Source organism: Falsiroseomonas sp. RANM36 (assembly GCF_056682175.1).
On record NZ_JBWXTD010000005.1, the window covers coordinates 432,426 to 448,364 of the forward strand.

The 15,939-nt window shown below is 72.5% G+C and carries 17 protein-coding genes; 12 read left to right on the plus strand and 5 right to left on the minus strand.

Annotated features, from left to right (window positions below; translation table 11 throughout):
* Nucleotides 1–496, minus strand: a 496-nt coding sequence (locus tag AC1MIR_RS20095) for a hypothetical protein (RefSeq protein WP_480029960.1), incomplete at its 3' end; no start/stop codon positions are given.
* Nucleotides 497–523: 27 nt separating this feature from the next.
* On the minus strand, nt 524–949 hold the full coding sequence (locus AC1MIR_RS20100; RefSeq protein ID WP_480029961.1) for a hypothetical protein: 426 nt from the start codon (nt 947–949) through the stop codon (nt 524–526).
* A gap of 290 nt (nt 950–1,239) precedes the next feature.
* Here AC1MIR_RS20100 and AC1MIR_RS20105 point away from each other — a divergent pair, with 290 nt between their 5' ends.
* A complete protein-coding gene (locus AC1MIR_RS20105; protein WP_480029962.1) occupies nt 1,240–1,950 on the plus strand; it encodes a pirin family protein in 711 nt (236 codons plus the stop codon).
* Here AC1MIR_RS20105 and AC1MIR_RS20110 read toward each other — a convergent pair.
* Together AC1MIR_RS20110 and AC1MIR_RS20115 are read right to left on the minus strand one after the other, a co-directional pair.
* On the minus strand, nt 1,898–2,746 hold the full coding sequence (locus AC1MIR_RS20110) for a lipase family protein (protein WP_480029963.1): 849 nt from the start codon (nt 2,744–2,746) through the stop codon (nt 1,898–1,900). The genes AC1MIR_RS20105 and AC1MIR_RS20110 overlap by 53 nt on opposite strands.
* Nucleotides 2,730–3,749: an NADP-dependent oxidoreductase gene (locus AC1MIR_RS20115; protein WP_480029964.1), complete on the minus strand. Its 1,020-nt coding sequence runs from the start codon at nt 3,747–3,749 to the stop codon at nt 2,730–2,732. The genes AC1MIR_RS20110 and AC1MIR_RS20115 overlap by 17 nt, the downstream gene beginning before the upstream one ends.
* Nucleotides 3,750–3,834: 85 nt before the next feature.
* Here AC1MIR_RS20115 and AC1MIR_RS20120 point away from each other — a divergent pair, with 85 nt between their 5' ends.
* Both AC1MIR_RS20120 and AC1MIR_RS20125 read left to right on the plus strand, forming a co-directional pair.
* Nucleotides 3,835–4,797, plus strand: a complete 963-nt coding sequence (locus tag AC1MIR_RS20120) for a tripartite tricarboxylate transporter substrate binding protein (protein WP_480029965.1) — start codon at nt 3,835–3,837, stop codon at nt 4,795–4,797.
* A gap of 2 nt (nt 4,798–4,799) precedes the next feature.
* Nucleotides 4,800–5,597, plus strand: a complete 798-nt coding sequence (locus AC1MIR_RS20125; RefSeq protein WP_480029966.1) for an alpha/beta fold hydrolase — start codon at nt 4,800–4,802, stop codon at nt 5,595–5,597.
* 6 nt (nt 5,598–5,603) lie between these two features.
* On the opposite strand, the gene AC1MIR_RS20130 is transcribed toward AC1MIR_RS20125, so the two are convergent.
* Nucleotides 5,604–7,637, minus strand: coding sequence for a 4Fe-4S binding protein (locus tag AC1MIR_RS20130; RefSeq protein ID WP_480029967.1), 2,034 nt, complete (start codon nt 7,635–7,637; stop codon nt 5,604–5,606).
* A 47-nt stretch (nt 7,638–7,684) separates the two neighbouring features.
* Between AC1MIR_RS20130 and AC1MIR_RS20135 the strand changes: the two genes are divergently transcribed.
* From AC1MIR_RS20135 to fdh3B, 9 genes are all read left to right on the plus strand, one after another.
* The gene (locus tag AC1MIR_RS20135; protein ID WP_480029968.1) at nt 7,685–8,464 is read left to right on the plus strand and encodes a biotin/lipoate--protein ligase family protein; all 780 of its coding nucleotides are present in this window, start codon (nt 7,685–7,687) and stop codon (nt 8,462–8,464) included.
* Nucleotides 8,461–9,006 (plus strand): DUF6505 family protein, encoded by a 546-nt coding sequence (locus AC1MIR_RS20140; RefSeq protein ID WP_480029969.1) that lies wholly within the window; start codon nt 8,461–8,463, stop codon nt 9,004–9,006. The genes AC1MIR_RS20135 and AC1MIR_RS20140 overlap by 4 nt, the downstream gene beginning before the upstream one ends.
* Nucleotides 9,003–10,070: a DUF6352 family protein gene (locus tag AC1MIR_RS20145; protein WP_480029970.1), complete on the plus strand. Its 1,068-nt coding sequence runs from the start codon at nt 9,003–9,005 to the stop codon at nt 10,068–10,070. The genes AC1MIR_RS20140 and AC1MIR_RS20145 overlap by 4 nt, the downstream gene beginning before the upstream one ends.
* A 73-nt stretch (nt 10,071–10,143) precedes the next feature.
* On the plus strand, nt 10,144–10,653 hold the full coding sequence (locus tag AC1MIR_RS20150; protein ID WP_480029971.1) for a DUF3305 domain-containing protein: 510 nt from the start codon (nt 10,144–10,146) through the stop codon (nt 10,651–10,653).
* Nucleotides 10,650–11,315 carry a DUF3306 domain-containing protein gene (locus AC1MIR_RS20155; RefSeq protein ID WP_480029972.1) on the plus strand — a complete coding sequence of 222 codons (666 nt, stop codon included), beginning with the start codon at nt 10,650–10,652 and terminating at the stop codon, nt 11,313–11,315. Before AC1MIR_RS20150 ends, AC1MIR_RS20155 begins: the two co-directional genes overlap by 4 nt.
* 137 nt (nt 11,316–11,452) lie before the next feature.
* A complete protein-coding gene (locus AC1MIR_RS20160) occupies nt 11,453–12,049 on the plus strand; it encodes a TorD/DmsD family molecular chaperone (protein ID WP_480029973.1) in 597 nt (198 codons plus the stop codon).
* 59 nt (nt 12,050–12,108) lie between these two features.
* Nucleotides 12,109–12,303: a twin-arginine translocation signal domain-containing protein gene (locus tag AC1MIR_RS20165; protein ID WP_480029974.1), complete on the plus strand. Its 195-nt coding sequence runs from the start codon at nt 12,109–12,111 to the stop codon at nt 12,301–12,303.
* A gap of 19 nt (nt 12,304–12,322) precedes the next feature.
* The gene (locus AC1MIR_RS20170) at nt 12,323–15,244 is read left to right on the plus strand and encodes a formate dehydrogenase subunit alpha (protein WP_480029975.1); all 2,922 of its coding nucleotides are present in this window, start codon (nt 12,323–12,325) and stop codon (nt 15,242–15,244) included.
* Nucleotides 15,245–15,267: 23 nt separating this feature from the next.
* Complete coding sequence (gene fdh3B, locus AC1MIR_RS20175; RefSeq protein WP_480029976.1) at nt 15,268–15,864, plus strand: formate dehydrogenase FDH3 subunit beta; 597 nt, start codon at nt 15,268–15,270, stop codon at nt 15,862–15,864.
* Nucleotides 15,865–15,939: the final 75 nt, after the last annotated feature.

The following is a 15,939-nucleotide window of genomic DNA, read 5'->3' on the forward strand; positions in this document are numbered from 1 at the left end:
CCCCCACGCCCCCGTCCGCCCCCCCGCGCACCGCGGCCGGGGCCAGCGGCGCGAAGCGCCGTCCGGCCGAGACATCGAGCGTCACCTTCTCCCCAAGCGGGATCGATCCGTCCAGCCGCAGCAGATGTTCCGTCACGCCGCCCGCCATGGCCGGCGTCGAGGCCGAGGGCAGGCGGGTGCGCAGCGCCACTTCGAGCAGGACGCCGTCGTCGGATTCGTAGAGCCGATGGCCCAGTGTCAGGCGCGCATCGCCCAATCCGCCGCGGTCTTCGCGGACCGCCGGCGCGTCGAAGGGCAAGGTGCCCGTGGCCGGCGCCATCGCCGGCAGGCGCAGCGTCGCATAGCCGCCCCCGGCGGCCAGCGTCGCCTGCAGCGGCACCAGGGAGGCGCCGCTGGCGGTGCCGTCCCGCCCATCGGCGAATTCCCGCGCCGCGGTCAGGCGCAGCTCCGCGGCACCCGCCGGCCAGGCGAGCAGCAGCGCGAGCAGCGCCGCCACGCCGCCTTGCCGGCGATGCCGCATGGCTCAGCGACCTGTCCGGCCGCCGTTCCGGCGCTGCCGGTTGCCGCCGCTGGCACCCTCGCGGACGAGCAGGATGGCGCCGTCATCCATCGTGTCGAGCGCGGCGCCGCGACGGTCGTTGCGCCGGTCGTTGCGGCGGTCCTGCCGGCGATCCTCGCGCCGCGGCCCCTCGCTCGCCTCGCGGGCCAGCAGCAGCTGCAGATCGGACGGCGCCTCGGTGCTGCGACGGTCGTTGCGGCGGTCGTTCCGCCGGTCCTGCCGGCGATCCTCGCGGCGCGGCCCCTCGCTGGCCTCGCGGGCGGGTGTCAGCGCCGTCGGCTGCTCGCTGACGGCGGGCGCCGACAGCCGGCTCGCGGCGTCGGCCGGCGGGACGGAGAGCGCCAGGGCGGAGACGCCGAACAGGGCGGCGGCGAGAAGGCGGCTGGACATGACGGAAACTCCCTCGACACCGGCGGGATGCCGGATGCCAGGGGCTACTGCACCGCGCGTGCCACTCGCCGGAGGACCGGCAAGTGCTTGGCGCACAACGATTCCCTCTGGGGCGAGGGTGGGGGTTGCGCGGTCGGGTGGGTGATATCCCCCACCCATTATCCCCCACCCGTCATTGCCGCGGTGAATGGCGCCGATCCGTCCCGCCCCGCTGCACCGACGGCGTCGCGCCCCCATCTTGCGCCCCGAACGACAGGGCCCCACCCCACGGCCCAGAGGAGATTGAGGCGATGATCGACATCCGACCCTTCGGCAGCCTCGGCGGCGCCGACCATGGCTGGCTCAAGGCGAAGCACCACTTCTCCTTCGCCAACTACCATGACCCCGCGCGCACCAGCTGGGGCCGGCTGCGCGTGTGGAACGACGACGAGATCGCGCCGGGCACCGGCTTCGACCCGCATCCGCACCGCGACATGGAGATCATCACCTATGTCCGCGAGGGTGCGATCACCCACAAGGACAACATGGGCAACGAGGGCCGCACCGAGGCCGGCGACGTGCAGATCATGAGCGCGGGCACCGGCGTGGTGCATGCCGAGTACAATCTCGAGCCGGAGACGACGAAGATCTTCCAGATCTGGATCATCCCCGACCGCCGTGGCGCGAAGCCGAACTGGGGCGCGAAGCAGTTCCCCAAGGCGGCGCGCGAGGCAGGCTTCGAGGTGCTGGCCTCCGGCCGGCCGCAGGACCAGGGCAACGGCGCGCTGCCGCTCAACGTCAACGGCGCGGTGCTCGCCACCACGCTGAAGGCCGGCCAGACGCTGGTGCAGTCGCTCGGCGCCGACCGCGCGGCCTATCTCGTGCCGGCCAAGGGCGCGGTCACGGTGAACGGCGCGAAGCTCGGCGCGCGCGACGGCGCGGGCATCGTGGACGAGCCCGAGATCCGCATCACGGCGGAGGAGGATGCGGAGCTGGTGCTGGTGGAGGTGGCGAAGGAGTAGCCACCCCAAGCAGCGCCGAAAGCTCCGCGCGCAGGAAGGCCACCGGGTCGCGCCCCGCCCCGGTGGCCACCAGCGCCCGATGCCCGCCGGCGAAGACCGCGTGCCGCGCCCCGGGCAGCTTCGTGGAGGCGACCGGCACCAGGCCGTCATTTGGCCCGGCGCCCTTCTCCTCCATCCAGCGCGCCAGCGGCAGATAGGCGCGGTCGCGCCAGGGGCAGGGATCCGACAGCGCGGTGGCGAGGCTTGCCACCGGCAGCCGCGCGCTCAGCGCGGCGATCTCGGCCTCATGTGCCGCCATCCAGGGCTCCCGCACCGCGCAGGTGAGGTCCGCGAGGCCCTTGCCGTCGCCGAGCCGCGCGAGCCGCAGCGCATGATCCGCCAGGTCGCGCAGCGGGCCGTAGCCGAGGGCGGCATCGGCCACCGGCGAGCCGCGGAAGGGCGATTGCAGCGCCAGGAAGCCGCGGCAGCGCGCCGCGATGCCGGGCATCAGCAGCGCCGACAGCGCCTCCAACCCGCCCTTGGAATGGCCGATCAGGATGATCGGCGCCTCGTCGCCCTCGATGATGGTCGCGATGCGCGCCGCATTCTCCGCGATCGGCGCGGCGGTGGGCGTGGGCGCGCGCGCCACGGCGATGCCGAGGCCGCGCAGCCAGTCGAGCTGGGTGGACATGTAGTCCATGTGCAGCCCGGCGATCACCTCGCCGAGCAGCCCGTTGCACAGCAGCAGGCGGTGCCCGTCGAGCCGCGCGACGAGGGCCGCGTCCGCCGCGTCCGGGGCGTCAGCCGAGCGCGACAAGGAGCTTGCCGAAGTTGCGGCCCTGCAGCAGGCCGATGAAGGCGTCCGGCGCGGCTTCCAGCCCCTGCACGATGTCCTCGCGGTAGCGCAGCCGGCCGGCGGCGATGTGGCCGAGCAGCTCCGCGCGGAACTGCGCGTAGCGCTTCCAGCCGGTGTCGCCGACGATGAAGCCCTGGATGCGCAGCCGCTTGCGCACCACCGGGCCGAGATTGGGCCCCGGCGCGGCGCCGATCGCATCCGCGCCCGCGGCGGTGTTGTACTGCGCGATCATGCCGCACATCACCATGCGGCCGAAATTGTTGAAGCGCGGGAAGACCGCCGCCTGCACCGCGCCGCCGACATTCTCCCAATAGACATCCACGCCGTCGGGGCAGGCGCCGTCGAGCTGCGCGGCCAGGTCGCCCTTGTGGTCCACCGCCGCGTCGAAGCCGAGCTCGTCCGTCAGATACGCGCATTTCCGCGCGCCGCCCGCGATGCCGACCACGCGGCTTCCGGCGATCTTCCCGAGTTGTCCCACCACCTGCCCGACCGCGCCGGAGGCCGCCGAGACGACCAGCGTCTCGCCGTCCTTCGGCTCGCCGATGTCCTTCAGTCCGACCCATGCCGTCAGCCCCGGCATGCCGAGCACGCCGAGCGCGGTGGAGGGCGCGGCCTCCTGCGGGTCGATCGCGATCAGCGCCTTGCCCGGCCGCGCCGAATGCGTCTGCCAGCCGAAGCCGCCGAGCACCCAGTCGCCCTCCCTGAAGCGCGCGTCGCGGCTGGCGGCGACCTGGCCGACCGCCTGGCATTCCATCACGCCGCCGATCTCGACCGGCTTCGCATAGGACCGCGCATCGTCCATCCGCCCGCGCTGGTAGGGATCGAGCGAGAGGAAGCGATGCCGCACCAGCACCTCGCCATCCGCGAGGTCCGGCAGCGGCGCCTCGTCGAAGCGGAAATCCTCGGGCACCGGTGCCCCCTTCGGGCGGCGGGCGAGCAGGATGCGGCGGTTGGTCTCGGGCATGCGGTCTCCTTGGCCGGCATTATTGCCGGGAATGTCGGCGCTGCGTAAATCGCAGCACGTGCCGAGGCACAGGGGGGAAGGTTCCATGACGACACGACGCATCCTGCTGGGCGCCGCCTTCGCCGCGCCGGCCTTGGGCGGTGCCGCGGCCCAGGGCGCCTGGCCGGAACGCCAGGTGCGCTTCGTCGTCGCCTTCGCGCCCGGCGGCTTCACCGATGTGATCGCCCGCATGCTGGCCGAGCGGCTCGGCCCCGCCTGGGGCCACACCGTCGTGGTGGAGAACCGCGGCGGCGCCGGCGGCAACCTCGCCGCCCGGCAGATCGCGCGCGTTGCGCCCGATGGCTACACCGCCCTCGTCACCACCGGCGCCTTCGCGATCAATCTCAGCCTGTCGCGCAATCCCGGCTATCGCGCGGAGGAATTCGACGTCGCGGCCGTCGTCGCCGGAACGCCCAACATCTTCGCGGTGCGCGCGGAGAGCCCGGTGCGCACGCTGGCCGACCTGGTCGAGCTCAGCCGGCGCCGGCCGCTGAACTACGGCACGGCCGGCGTCGGCGTGGCGGCGCATCTGTCGGCTGAACTGCTGTTCAAGCGCGCCGGCGGCACGGATGTGCAGCACGTGCCCTACACCGGCGCGGGGCCGGCGATGCTGGCGCTGCTCGCGGGCAACATCGACATGGTCGCCGCCTCCCTCCCTTCGGCGATCAACCAGATCCGCGACGGCAAGGCGCGTGGCCTGGCGGTGACGAGCGCCACGCGCAACTCCGCCCTGCCCGACGTGCCCACCGTGGCGGAGGCCGGCCTGCCGCCGATCGTGGATGTCGCCTGGGTGGCGGTGATGTTCCCCGCCGGCACGCCGCGCCCGGTGCTGGAACGCGCGAATGCCGACATCAACCGCGTGATGGCCGAGCCGGCCTTCCAGCAGCGCCTGCGCGACGGTGGTTTCGAGCCGATCGGCGGCAGCCTCGACCAGGCGACGCGCTATGTCGCGGAGGAAGTCGCCAATTGGCGCGAGGTCGTCCGCACCGTGAACGTGCAGATCGACTGACCATGCTGCTGACGCGTGAGGGCCGCCGCATCCATGCCGACCTGCTCGGCCCGCGCGGCCGGCCGGCGGTCTGCCTGGTGCATGCGCTGGCCGCGGATTCCGGCCTCTGGGCGGAACAGGTGCCGGCGCTACTGGACGCCGGCTTCCGCGTGCTGCGCGTGGACCTGCGCGGGCATGGCGGCAGCACGGCGACGCCGGGCCCCTATCGCATGGCGGAACTCGGCGACGACCTCGCCTTCGTGCTGCGCGCGCTCGATCTCGACCCCGCGCATTATGTCGGGCTGTCGCTCGGGGGCATGAGCGGGCAGGCGCTGGCGCTCGACCATCCCGGCCTGCTGCGCTCCATCGTGATCTGCGATGCGCTGCCGGAATCGCTGCCCAACGCCGCCGAGATCTGGGGGCCGCGCATCCGTGCGGTGCGTGCGGCAGGCGGCTGCGCGCCGATTGCGGAGGCGACGCTGGAACGCTGGCTGACGCCCGGCTTCCGCGCCGCCAACCCCGCGCGCTGGCAGGAGATTCTGGCGACCGTCGCCGCCACGCCGGCCGAGGGCTATGCCGGCTGCGCCGAGGCGATCAGCGATTTCTCGCATGTGTCGCGCCTGCCTGGTCTGCCGATCCCCGCGCTGATCCTCTGCGGCGAGGACGACCACGCCGTCCCGCCTGCCGAGGGCGAGCGCATCGCGCGGCTGGTGCCCGATGGCCGCTTCGTCGCGATCCAAGGCGCGCGGCACCTGCCGAATGTCGAGAAGCCGGAGGTCTTCAACCGGCTGCTGCTCGAGTGGTTGGCGCGGGCGGCGTAGCGCGCGTCAGCCTTCCTCCGCCGCGCGCTTCGCGCGTTCCGCCTCGCGCAGGTAATCCTCGGTGGTTTTCGTGACCGGGCGCGGCGGGCCGGCATAGGGGTCCATCGCGCTCTCCGTCGCCTCGAAGACGCGGCAATCCTCGCAGAGGCGCAGCACGCGCAGCCGCGCGGGGTCGGCGAACATCCAATGGCCCTGCGCCTGCAGCTTCTGCGTCACACGCGCGATCTGGCTCTTCACGCCGAAGGGTTTTGCGCAGCGCTCGCAGCAGAAGGGCTCTTCTTCCTTGACCACGCGCGGCTGCGCAGCCTCGGGCGCCAGGTTCAGGCGCGGAACCAGCGAAATGACCTTCTCCGGGCAGGTCGCGGCGCAGAGGCCGCATTGCACGCAGGCATCCTCCAAAAAGCTCAACTGGGGCTGCTCCGGGTTGGCGGAGAAGGCGCCGGTCGGGCAGACGCTGGTGCAGGCGACGCAGAGCGTGCAGCCCGAAACGTCCACCCGCGCCTCGCCGAAGGGTGCGAGGGCCGGCATCGCGATCTCGCCGCCGCGTCGCCCCGCGCCATCGGCCAGCGCGCGCGCCGCCTGGCGCAGCATCTCACGCGGCGCGCCCATCGCCAGATGCGTGGAAGGCGGGAAGGGCAGGCCGCGGCGCGGCACCGCGCGCAGCGCCTCGCCGAGGGTGAAGGGATCGTCCGTCTCGATCGCCGCCGCGCGCGGCGCACCGTGGTCGGGGATGCCGAGGCCGGCCAGCACATGCTGCGCGTAGTCGAGGTTGCGGAACACGCCCTCCGTGCCATGCGCGCGCTTCGCCTTCATCAGCAGCCGCAGCTGCGCCGCCCCCCAGGCGAAGGCACTCAGCAGGAAACCGAGGTCGAGCTGCGAGATCTCGTTCACGCGCAGCGGCAGCACGCGCGCGGGCAGGCCATCGCCGTGGCGCGCCAGCGCCTCGATCATCGCCTCGCCGGACTCGTCGTGGACGAGCACGAGCGGCGTCTCGCCACCCGCCTCGCGATAGGTGAGCAGCAGCGCCCGCAGCCGCTTCAGCAGCGCCTGCGCGGGCGGCAGGGCGTAGCTCGCCGCGCCGGTGGGGCAGACCGCCGCGCAGGCGCCGCAGCCGGCGCAGATCTCGGCGCTGATCTGCACGGAATCCTTGCCCGGCGTGATGGCGCCGGTGGGGCACAGATCCAGGCAGCGCGTGCACCCGGTGCGGCGGTTGCGGCTATGCGCGCAGAGCGATGCGTCGAAGGTCACGAAGCGCGGCTTGTCGAAGCTGCCGACCAGCTCCCGCGCCGCCGCCACGGCGCGCTCCACCGCCGCGCCATCGGCCGGGTCGGCGCGCAGATAGCCCTGGCGCAGCTCATGCGTCGGAAACAGCGGCGCGCCGCCGGTCAGGTCCAGGATCACGTCGCAGCGGCTGACCGCGCCGTCCTTGCGCGGCCCCCACTCATAGGCGGCGCGGGAGGAGGGGCGCGGCATGGCGTAGCCGTCCACCGTGACCTCGAACTTGCCGAGCCAGCCGGTGGCGGCGCGGGCGCGGCCGCGCGCCACGGGGAACTCCGCCGCACGCAGCGGCTCCACCGCCTCGGCGCCGGTCAGTAGCACGGTGATGTCGAGCGTCTCGGCCAGCTTGCGCGCCGCCTCCAGCGCCACGGCGTCGCGGCCGAGCACCAGGGTCACGCCCTCGCTCGCCAGTGGCACCAGCGGCACGGCCGGCATCTCCACCGCGGCGGCGGCCAGCAGCGCGGCCATCTTCGGGCCGGCGGCCTTCGCCTCGGCCGACCAGCCGGCGGTCTCGCGAATGTTCAAGAAAGCCAGGGGCGCCGCGAAGCCGGCCTCCTCGGCCTCCTGGCGGAACAGCGGCGCCTGGGCGGTGCAGGCGACGGTGAGCGGCTTGCCCTCGGCCAGCGCGGCCTGGAAACGATCGAGCTGCGCGAGGCAGAGCTGCTCGGCCGTGCGAAGCTCGCCCCCGCCGCCGCAGCCGCGCGCGATGGCGCGGCCGTCCAGCGGCATGGTGTCCTCGCAGCTGCAGACGAAGGTGGTCATCCCGGCCCGGCGCGTCCCTGTTCTTCCCCGACCCCTAGGCTCGGGGATTGCTGGCGCATATATCGCCCCGGACCCGCCGTTGCGAGGGAGGGGAGGGGAGCATTCCGGCCGTTTCGACCAGCACCGATCTGCCCGAGCTGCCCTCGGTCTTCTCCCCCGTCGTCCCGCTGCGGGAGGGGGGCGACGCATTTGCCCGTGCCGTTGCGCTCGCGCCCGAGCATGGCGCCGGCACCCTCGCCTGGGTGCGCTCGGCCTCCCGGATCGAGGCCGCGGTGGTGCTCGAGCCCGAATGGCCGCTGGCCGCCGCCCGGCCCGCGCTCTACGCCGCCGCCTCGGCGCTGGCCGATGCGCTGGCCGCCTTCGGCCCGCCGGAGGTCCCGCTGACCTTCCGCTGGCCCGCCCGCGTCCTCGTCAATGCCGGCGAGATCGGGGGGGCGCGGCTCGCCTGGCCGGAGGGCTGCGCCGAGGATGCGGTGCCCGACTGGGTGGTGGTGGGCGTCGTCGCGCGCCTGAGCTTCCCGCAGGGCTGGGAGCCCGGCCACGGCCTGCAGCAGACCGCGCTCGATGAGGAAGGCTGGGACCCGACCGAGGCCTCGGCCGCCGAGCTCACCGCCGCCTGGGCGCGGCACCTGATGGCGGGGCTGGCGGAATGGCAGCGCGGCGGCCCGACCGGCGGCTTCCGGCGCATGGCCGAGCGGTTCCTGGCGCGGCTGGAGCAGGACGAGGCCGCTGGCCGCCATGGCCTCGACCCCGCCTCCGGCGACCTGGTGACGGAGCGCGAGGGTGTGCGCAGCCAGCGCAGCCTGCGGGAGGCGCTGGCCGGATGACGAAGCTCCCCAGAACCTTGCGGCTCGACCGCTCGGATACGCTGATCTTCGACCCCGCCGCGGAGCCCGGGGAATGGGCCGTGCCCGGCGGCTTCGCCTTCTGGGACGAGGACCCGGCGACGATGCCGGGCAAGCGCCGCCAGGCGTTTCGGGGCGGGTTCCTGGGTCTTTCCTCCTTCGGCTGGTCCACCCTGGTGGAGGTGGCGGAGGCCGGCGCGGCGGAGCGGGAGGCGGCGCTGGCCGCCCTTGCCGCCCATCTCCGTGCCGCGCATGGCGCGCCGGACGAGGCCGCGGCCCGCGCGGCGGCGGAAGAGGAGATCGCCTTCGCCGAGAGCCTCTGCGACCACCCGGCGGGCACCATCCTCGCGCTGACCCGCAGCATCGAGGACGGCGCGCAGCGCGAGCGCTTTCGCACGCTCCATCGGCGCGACACGCCGCATCAGGCCTTCGACCGGCTGCCGGTGTTCGGCGTGGCGGTGGTGGAAGGCGAGGACGAGCCGGCGGAGCGGCCCGACCTGACCTCCCTCGGACGCGGCGCATGAGCCACCACCACCACCATCCCGCGCCGCCCCCGGGCCTCGCGCCCGGCGATTTCTGGGTCGCCTGCGGCCATCACCTCTGCGACCGCGACGCGGAGGGGCGGATCCACGCCACCCCCGACCTCTGGCGCGCCTTCTGCGCCCGGCCCGAATTGCTGCCCCCGCAAGAGGCCTGCGACGCCGAGCGCGCGCTGCATGCCGCCCTGCTGGCCGACCCGCTGCGCGCCGTGCCGCCAGCCGAGCTCGCCGCGCTGGCGGACGCCGATGCGCGGGAGAACTGGCAGGTCTTTCTCTCCTTTCGCGATCGCGTGGCGGCGGCGCCGAATCTCGAAGCGGCGTGGCTCGCGCTCTACGAACAGGGCGTCGCCGGCATCCCGCCGCTCTTCCTGCAGATGCTGACGCATCTCGTCGTCCGCTCCGCGATGGAGGGCGTGGGCGATCCCTTCGTGCTGCGCGCGGCCGAATGCCTGTTCCGCCCCCAGCGCGCCGGCATCCACCAGGGCTCCACCCTGCTCGCCGACGAGGAACTGCTCGACATGAAGGCGGCCGAGGGCGATCTCGGTCCGCTCGGCAACCTGCTGATCGAGGCCGGCGCCCCGCCGCGCGAGATCGAGATCGACGTGCTGACGGAGGCCAATGCGCCGGCCTATTTCGCGCGCTCAGACGCGCATGACTTCGCGCTCGACATCGTCGAGGGCAGCGCGGGTCAGAAGGCGCTCGGCCGCGCCATCGCGATCTTCCTGCGGCACATGCTCGGCGAGGAGGTCGCGATCCGCCCGGTGCCGGTGATCGAGGACGCGAACTGGACCTGGCATGTCGGGCTGGACGCCGAGGCGACCTCGATCGCCAACGACCTCTGGCATGGGAAGACGGTGAAGCAGGAGAGGCTGGCGCGCATCCTCTGGCTCGGCGTGCTGGACTTCGCCGACACCGCGCGCGTGCTGCCGAAGGTGGCGGGCAAGCCGGTCTATCTGGCGCTGGCGATGGACGTGGCCCGGAAGGTGCGGCTGAAGCCGCAGAACCTGATCGCCGGCCTGCCGCTGACGCCGCGGGAGGCGGCGGCATGAACGCCCCCGATGATCGCAGGGCGCAGGCGCGGCACGCGCCGAGCACCGGAGGTCTGAATCGGGTGCGCAGCACATGAACCCCGACAGCCTGGCGATCCCCGTGGCGGTCCTGGCCGAGCGGCGGCCGGGCGTCACGCGATGGGCCGAGCATGTCTGGCGCGTGGTCGAGGTGCTGGAGGACGCGCCCGCCGTCCCGCCCTGGACCCTGCTGCGGGAGGAGGAGGGCCGTGCGCTGTTCTTCGCCGGCGTGGCGGAGGTCGCGCTGCACCCGACCGACACCGACAACTACAAGCACAACCTGGAGGCTGCCGCGCCGCTGGTCTGGGTGACGCTGCGCCCGGCCGAGACGCCCTCCGGCTTCGCCCTGCAGGCGGTGACGGTGGACCCCGGCGAGGCGCATCTCTACGCCGATGCCGGCGATGACCTGCTGGAATCGCTGCCGATGCCGCCGGGGCTGCGGGCGGTGACCGCGGAATTCGTTGCCCGACACCACAAGGAACGCGCGTTCCACAAGCGCCGCCGCGACCGGGCCGACCCCGAGGCGCTTGGTCGGCGCCGCCCTGGCGCGGGAGGCGAGCCATGAGCGGGCCGGAGCCGGAGGCCGGCTTCCTCGCCCGCTGGTCGCGCCGCAAGCGCGAGGCGGCGGTCGAGCCCGAGCTGCCGGCGGCGGACCCGCAGCCGGATCCGCCGCCCGAGGCCGACGCTGCCGCGGCGGCCGAGCCGCAGGCCGCGCAGCCCGCCTGCCCGATCCCGAACCTGCCGGCGATCGACCCGGCCAGCCTGCCGCCGATCGAGGGCCTGACGGCCGAGAGCGACTTCTCCCTGTTCCTGCGGCCGGGCGTGCCGGCGGGGCTGCGCAACGCCGCGCTGCGCCGGATGTGGAGCCTCGATCCGGCGATTCGCGACTATATCGGCCCGGTTGAATACCAATGGGACTTCAACGCGCCCGGCGGCCTGCCGGTTGGCTTCGCCAACGAGCTCCTCGGCGATGTGAAGACCCTTCTCGCCCAGGCGATCGGGGAGGTCCCGGCGCGGCAGGCGGGCGAGGACGCCGCGACGGCCGAGGCGCCGCCGGCCCGGACACCGGCCCCGGAGCCGGAAGCGCCGGCCACGCCGGTGCAGGCGCTGCCCGGGCCCGACACGACGGCCGAGGCCCGAGGCGAGAGAGCGCCGGCCGCGCCTGAGGCCGAACCGGTGGCGACGCCCGCCCCGCGGCGCCGGCACGGATCGGCCCTGCCGGGCTGATCCGGATTTTTCCGCCGCCTGCCGGTGCGAGACCCTTGCGCAAACCCGATGACTGGGGTTGGTTCTTTCCAGTATTGGGGAGGTTCCCGGCGGGATCCCTTGCGGGATCGTGGTGGGACCATAAGGCTGTCGTTGGGATGAGAGGGACGGAAGCGACCGCAAGCGATCCGCTGGATGTCGAACGTGCGCGCCTTTTCGCGCTGCTCGGGCGGCTGATGGGGGGCGCGCCGGATCCTGCGCTGCTCGGACAGTTGCGCCGCATCTGCCCGATGCCGGGCGAGCTGGGCGAGGCCTATGCCGCGCTGGCCGCAGCGGCGGCGGTCGCGACGCCCGAGAGCATCGAGCGCGAGTATTTCGATCTCTTCATCGGGGTCGGCCGCGGCGAGATCCTGCCCTATGCCTCCTATTACCTGACCGGTTTCCTGCATGAGCGCCCGCTTGCGGACCTGCGCGGCGACCTGGCGCGACTCGGCATCGAGCGGGCCGAGGGCGTCGCCGAACCGGAAGACCACATCGCCTTTCTGTGCGAGACCTATGCCGGGCTGATCGCGGGTGCCTTCGCGGCCGGCCCGGACGAGGCGCCGCCTTTCTTCGCCCGCCATATCCGCCCCTGGGCCGCGCGGCTCTTCGCGGACCTGGAAGCGGCGCAGGCGGCGGCCTTCTATCGCGGTGTCGGCCGGCTTGGCCGCGTCGCTGTCGAGATCGAGGCGGCGGCGGCAGACCTGCCCGCCTGAACATGTCAACCCGAACAAGGGGAGCTGGGGAAATGGCTGCTAACGGGGAGGAGAGGTCGGTGCGCCGAGGGTTCCTCAAGGCGCTGGGCCTGGGTACCGCGGCCGCGGCGGCCGCGCCGGCGATGGCGCAGCGCGCGGACAGCGTGCCGTCGGGCCAGGCCCGGAAGGAGAACGAGCAGCAGCGCCTGGCGCCCCGCTACAAGGCCGACAGCGCCGACGTGCAGTCCTTCTACCGCACCAACCGCTACGAATAAGAACCGGGAGACAGCGCCGATGCTGATCAAGCGCTCCGAAGGCAAGGCGGCGAAGCAGCGCCTTGCGCAGGCCTATGCGGGCCTCTCCTCCGGCGGGCTGGACCGCCGCGCCTTCCTCCGCCAGGCGGGCTTCGCCGGCGCGGGCCTCGCCGCCCTCGGCACGCTGGCGCCCTCGCGCGTGCAGGCCTCGGGCGCGGCGACCGGGGTGGCCGACCACTCCCGCCCGATCCAGCGGATCAAGAACATCTGCACCCACTGCTCGGTGGGCTGCACGGTGACCGCCGAGGTGCAGAACGGCGTGTGGGTCGGCCAGGAGCCGACCTGGGCCAGCCCGATCAATCGCGGCACGCATTGCGCCAAGGGCGCTGCGGTGCGCGAGCTGGTGCATGGCGACCGCCGCCTGAAGTACCCGATGAAGCTCGTCGGCGGGCAGTGGCAGCGGATCAGCTGGGACGTCGCCTATGCCGAGATCGCCGAGAAGCTGATGAAGGTGCGCGCCGAGAGCGGGCCCGACAGCGTCTTCTGGCTGGGCAGCGCCAAGTTCTCCAATGAGGGCGCGTATCTGTACCGGAAGTTCGCCGCCTTCTGGGGCACGAACAACGTGGACCACCAGGCGCGCATCTGCCACTCCACCACCGTGGCCGGCGTGGCGAACACCTGGGGCTACGGCGCGCAGACCAACTCCTACAACGACATCCGCAACTCCAAGACCATGATCATCATGGGCGGGAACCCGGCGGAGGCGCATCCGGTCAGCCTGCAGCACGTGCTGTCGGGCAAGGAGCGGAACCGCGCGAACATGATCGTCATCGATCCGCGCTTCACCCGCACCGCCGCGCACGCAACCGAGTACGTGCGCATCCGCCCCGGCACCGACATCCCGATCATGTGGGGCATGCTGCACCACATCTTCGCCAATGGCTGGGAGGACAAGGAGTTCATCCGCCAGCGCGTGTACGGCATGGACGAGATCCGCGCCGAGGTGGCGAAGTGGACGCCGGCCGAGGTCGAGCGCGTCACCGGCGTGCCCGGCGAGCAGCTGAAGAAGGTGGCGCAGCTCTTCGCGACGCAGAAGCCCAGCACGCTGATCTGGTGCATGGGCGCCACGCAGAAGACGGTCGGCACGGCGAATGTGCGCGCCTTCTCGATCCTGCTGCTGGCCACCGGCAATGTCGGCTCGGACGGCACCGGCGCGAACATCTTCCGCGGCCACTGCAACGTGCAGGGTGCGACCGATTTCGGCCTCGATGTCGGCACGCTGCCCGGCTACTACGGCCTGGCGGAAGGCGCGTGGCGCCATTGGGGGCGCGTCTGGGGCGTCTCCTACGAAAACCTCCTCGCGCGCTTCGACAGCAAGGACATGATGGAGGCGCCGGGCATCCCGACCACGCGCTACTTCGATGCCGCGACCCTGCCCAAGGACCAGATCCAGCAGCGCGACCGGCTGAAGGCGATGGTGGTGTTCGGGCATGGCGGCAACACCGTCACCCGCATGCCGGAGGCGGTGAAGGGCCTGGAGGCGATGGACCTGCTGGTCGTGGCCGACCCGCACCCGACCACCTTCGCCGTGCTGTCCGGCCGACGCGACAACTCCTATCTGCTGCCGATCTGCACCCAGTTCGAATGCGACGGCAGCCGCACCGCCTCCAACCGCTCGGTCCAGTGGGGCACGAAGGTCGTCAACCCGATCTTCGAATCCAAGACCGACTACGAGGTGATGTACCGGCTGGCCGGCGCGTTGGATGCCGCGGCGGAAAAGAGTGGCCAGGCCGTCCGCTTCCAGCAGGACATGTTCAAGCCTTACGAGATCAAGGACGGCGCGCCGACGGCGGAAAGCATCCTGCGGGAGATCAACCGCGGCTCGCTCTCCACCGGCTACACCGGCCAGTCGCCGGAACGCCTCAAGCTGCACATGGAGCACCAGGACAAGTTCGACCTGGTGACGCTGCGCGGGCGCGAGGGCACGCCGGTGGCCAACGAGTTCTACGGCATGCCCTGGCCCTGCTGGGGCCCCGGAAGCTGGAAGCATCCGGGCAGCCACGTCCTCTACAACACCAACCTGCACGTGAAGAACGGCGGCGGCACCTTCCGCCCGCGCTTCGGCACGGAGCGCAACGGCGTCACGCTGCTGGCCGAGGGCTCCTGGTCGCAGGGCTCCGAGATCCAGGACGGCTACCCGGAGTTCACCACCGCGGTGCTGAAGCGCCTCGGCTGGTACGACGAGCTGACCGCCGAGGAGAAGGGCTGGATCGAGAGCAACGGCGGCAACTTCTCCTGGGCCACCGACCTCTCCTTCGGCGTGATGCGCGTGGCGATGGAGCATGGCTGCGTGCCCTACGGCAACGGCAAGGCCCGCGCGGTGGCGTGGAACCTGCCCGACCCGGTGCCGGTGCATCGCGAGCCGATCTACACGCCGCGCCTGGATCTGCTCGCGCAGTATCCGACGCTGCCCGACCGGCGCGGCTTCCGCCTGCCGCATCTCGGCCAGAGCGTGCAGAACCGCTCGCGCGAGGTGGCGAAGGACTTCCCGATCATCCTCACCTCCGGCCGACTGGTGGAGTACGAGGGCGGCGGCGAGGAGACGCGGTCCAACAAGTGGCTCGCCGAGCTGCAGCAGGACATGTTCGTCGAGATCAACACCTCTGACGCGGCCGAGCGGAACATCCGCGACGGCCAGTGGGTCTGGGTGAGCGGCCCCGAGAACAACGCGCGCACCCGCGTGAAGGCGCTGGTGACGGAGCGCGTCGGCAAGGGCGTGGCCTTCATGCCCTTCCATTTCGCCGGCTGGTTCATGGGAACCGACCAGCGGAGCAAGTATCCGCAGGGCACTGACCCGATCGTGCTGGGCGAGTCGGTGAACGCCGTGACCACCTATGGCTATGACCCCGTCACCTTCATGCAGGAGACGAAGGTCACGCTCTGCCAGATCCGTGCGGCCTGAGAGACCGGGGGGAGAACAGAACAATGGCCCGCATGAAGTTCCTGTGCGACAGCGACCGTTGCATCGAGTGCAACGCCTGCGTCACGGCCTGCAAGAACGAGCACGAGGTGCCCTGGGGCATCAACCGCCGCCGCGTCGTCACCATCAATGACGGCAAGGCCGGCGAGCGCTCCATCTCCATGGCCTGCATGCACTGCACCGACGCGCCCTGCGCGGCGGTGTGCCCGACCTCGTGCTTCTACACGACCGCGGATGCGATCGTGCTGCACGACAAGGACACCTGCATCGGCTGCGGCTACTGCTTCTACGCCTGCCCCTTCGGCGCGCCGCAGTATCCGCGCGTCGGCAACTTCGGCACCCGCGGCAAGATGGACAAGTGCACCTACTGCGCCGGTGGCCCGCAGGCGGACAACGTCAGCGCCGAGTACATCCAGTACGGCGCGAACCGCATCGCGGAAGGCAAGCTGCCGATCTGCGCCGAGATGTGCTCGACCAAGGCGCTGCTGGCGGGCGATGGCGAGATGATCGCGACCATCTACCGCGAGCGGGTGCAGAAGCGCGGCTACGGCGCCGGCGCCTGGGGCTGGCGCACCGCCTACAAGGAAACGCTCAGCGTCTGAGGCAAGAAGGGCGGGGGGGGGGGGGGGGCCCCCCCCCCCCCCCCCCCCGCCCCCCGGGGGGGGGGGGGGGGGAGA

What these genes read in the sequence shown, in the direction of transcription:
- AC1MIR_RS20100 (WP_480029961.1), bottom strand. Translation starts at nt 949, where the DNA reads ATGTCCAGCCGCCTTCTCGCCGCCGCCCTGTTCGGCGTCTCCGCCCTG.
- AC1MIR_RS20105 (WP_480029962.1), top strand. Translation starts at nt 1,240, where the DNA reads ATGATCGACATCCGACCCTTCGGCAGCCTCGGCGGCGCCGACCATGGC.
- AC1MIR_RS20115 (WP_480029964.1), bottom strand. Translation starts at nt 3,749, where the DNA reads ATGCCCGAGACCAACCGCCGCATCCTGCTCGCCCGCCGCCCGAAGGGG.
- AC1MIR_RS20120 (WP_480029965.1), top strand. Translation starts at nt 3,835, where the DNA reads ATGACGACACGACGCATCCTGCTGGGCGCCGCCTTCGCCGCGCCGGCC.
- AC1MIR_RS20125 (WP_480029966.1), top strand. Translation starts at nt 4,800, where the DNA reads ATGCTGCTGACGCGTGAGGGCCGCCGCATCCATGCCGACCTGCTCGGC.
- AC1MIR_RS20130 (WP_480029967.1), bottom strand. Translation starts at nt 7,637, where the DNA reads ATGACCACCTTCGTCTGCAGCTGCGAGGACACCATGCCGCTGGACGGC.
- AC1MIR_RS20140 (WP_480029969.1), top strand. Translation starts at nt 8,461, where the DNA reads ATGACGAAGCTCCCCAGAACCTTGCGGCTCGACCGCTCGGATACGCTG.
- AC1MIR_RS20145 (WP_480029970.1), top strand. Translation starts at nt 9,003, where the DNA reads ATGAGCCACCACCACCACCATCCCGCGCCGCCCCCGGGCCTCGCGCCC.
- AC1MIR_RS20150 (WP_480029971.1), top strand. Translation starts at nt 10,144, where the DNA reads ATGAACCCCGACAGCCTGGCGATCCCCGTGGCGGTCCTGGCCGAGCGG.
- AC1MIR_RS20155 (WP_480029972.1), top strand. Translation starts at nt 10,650, where the DNA reads ATGAGCGGGCCGGAGCCGGAGGCCGGCTTCCTCGCCCGCTGGTCGCGC.
- AC1MIR_RS20160 (WP_480029973.1), top strand. Translation starts at nt 11,453, where the DNA reads ATGAGAGGGACGGAAGCGACCGCAAGCGATCCGCTGGATGTCGAACGT.
- AC1MIR_RS20170 (WP_480029975.1), top strand. Translation starts at nt 12,323, where the DNA reads ATGCTGATCAAGCGCTCCGAAGGCAAGGCGGCGAAGCAGCGCCTTGCG.
- fdh3B (WP_480029976.1), top strand. Translation starts at nt 15,268, where the DNA reads ATGGCCCGCATGAAGTTCCTGTGCGACAGCGACCGTTGCATCGAGTGC.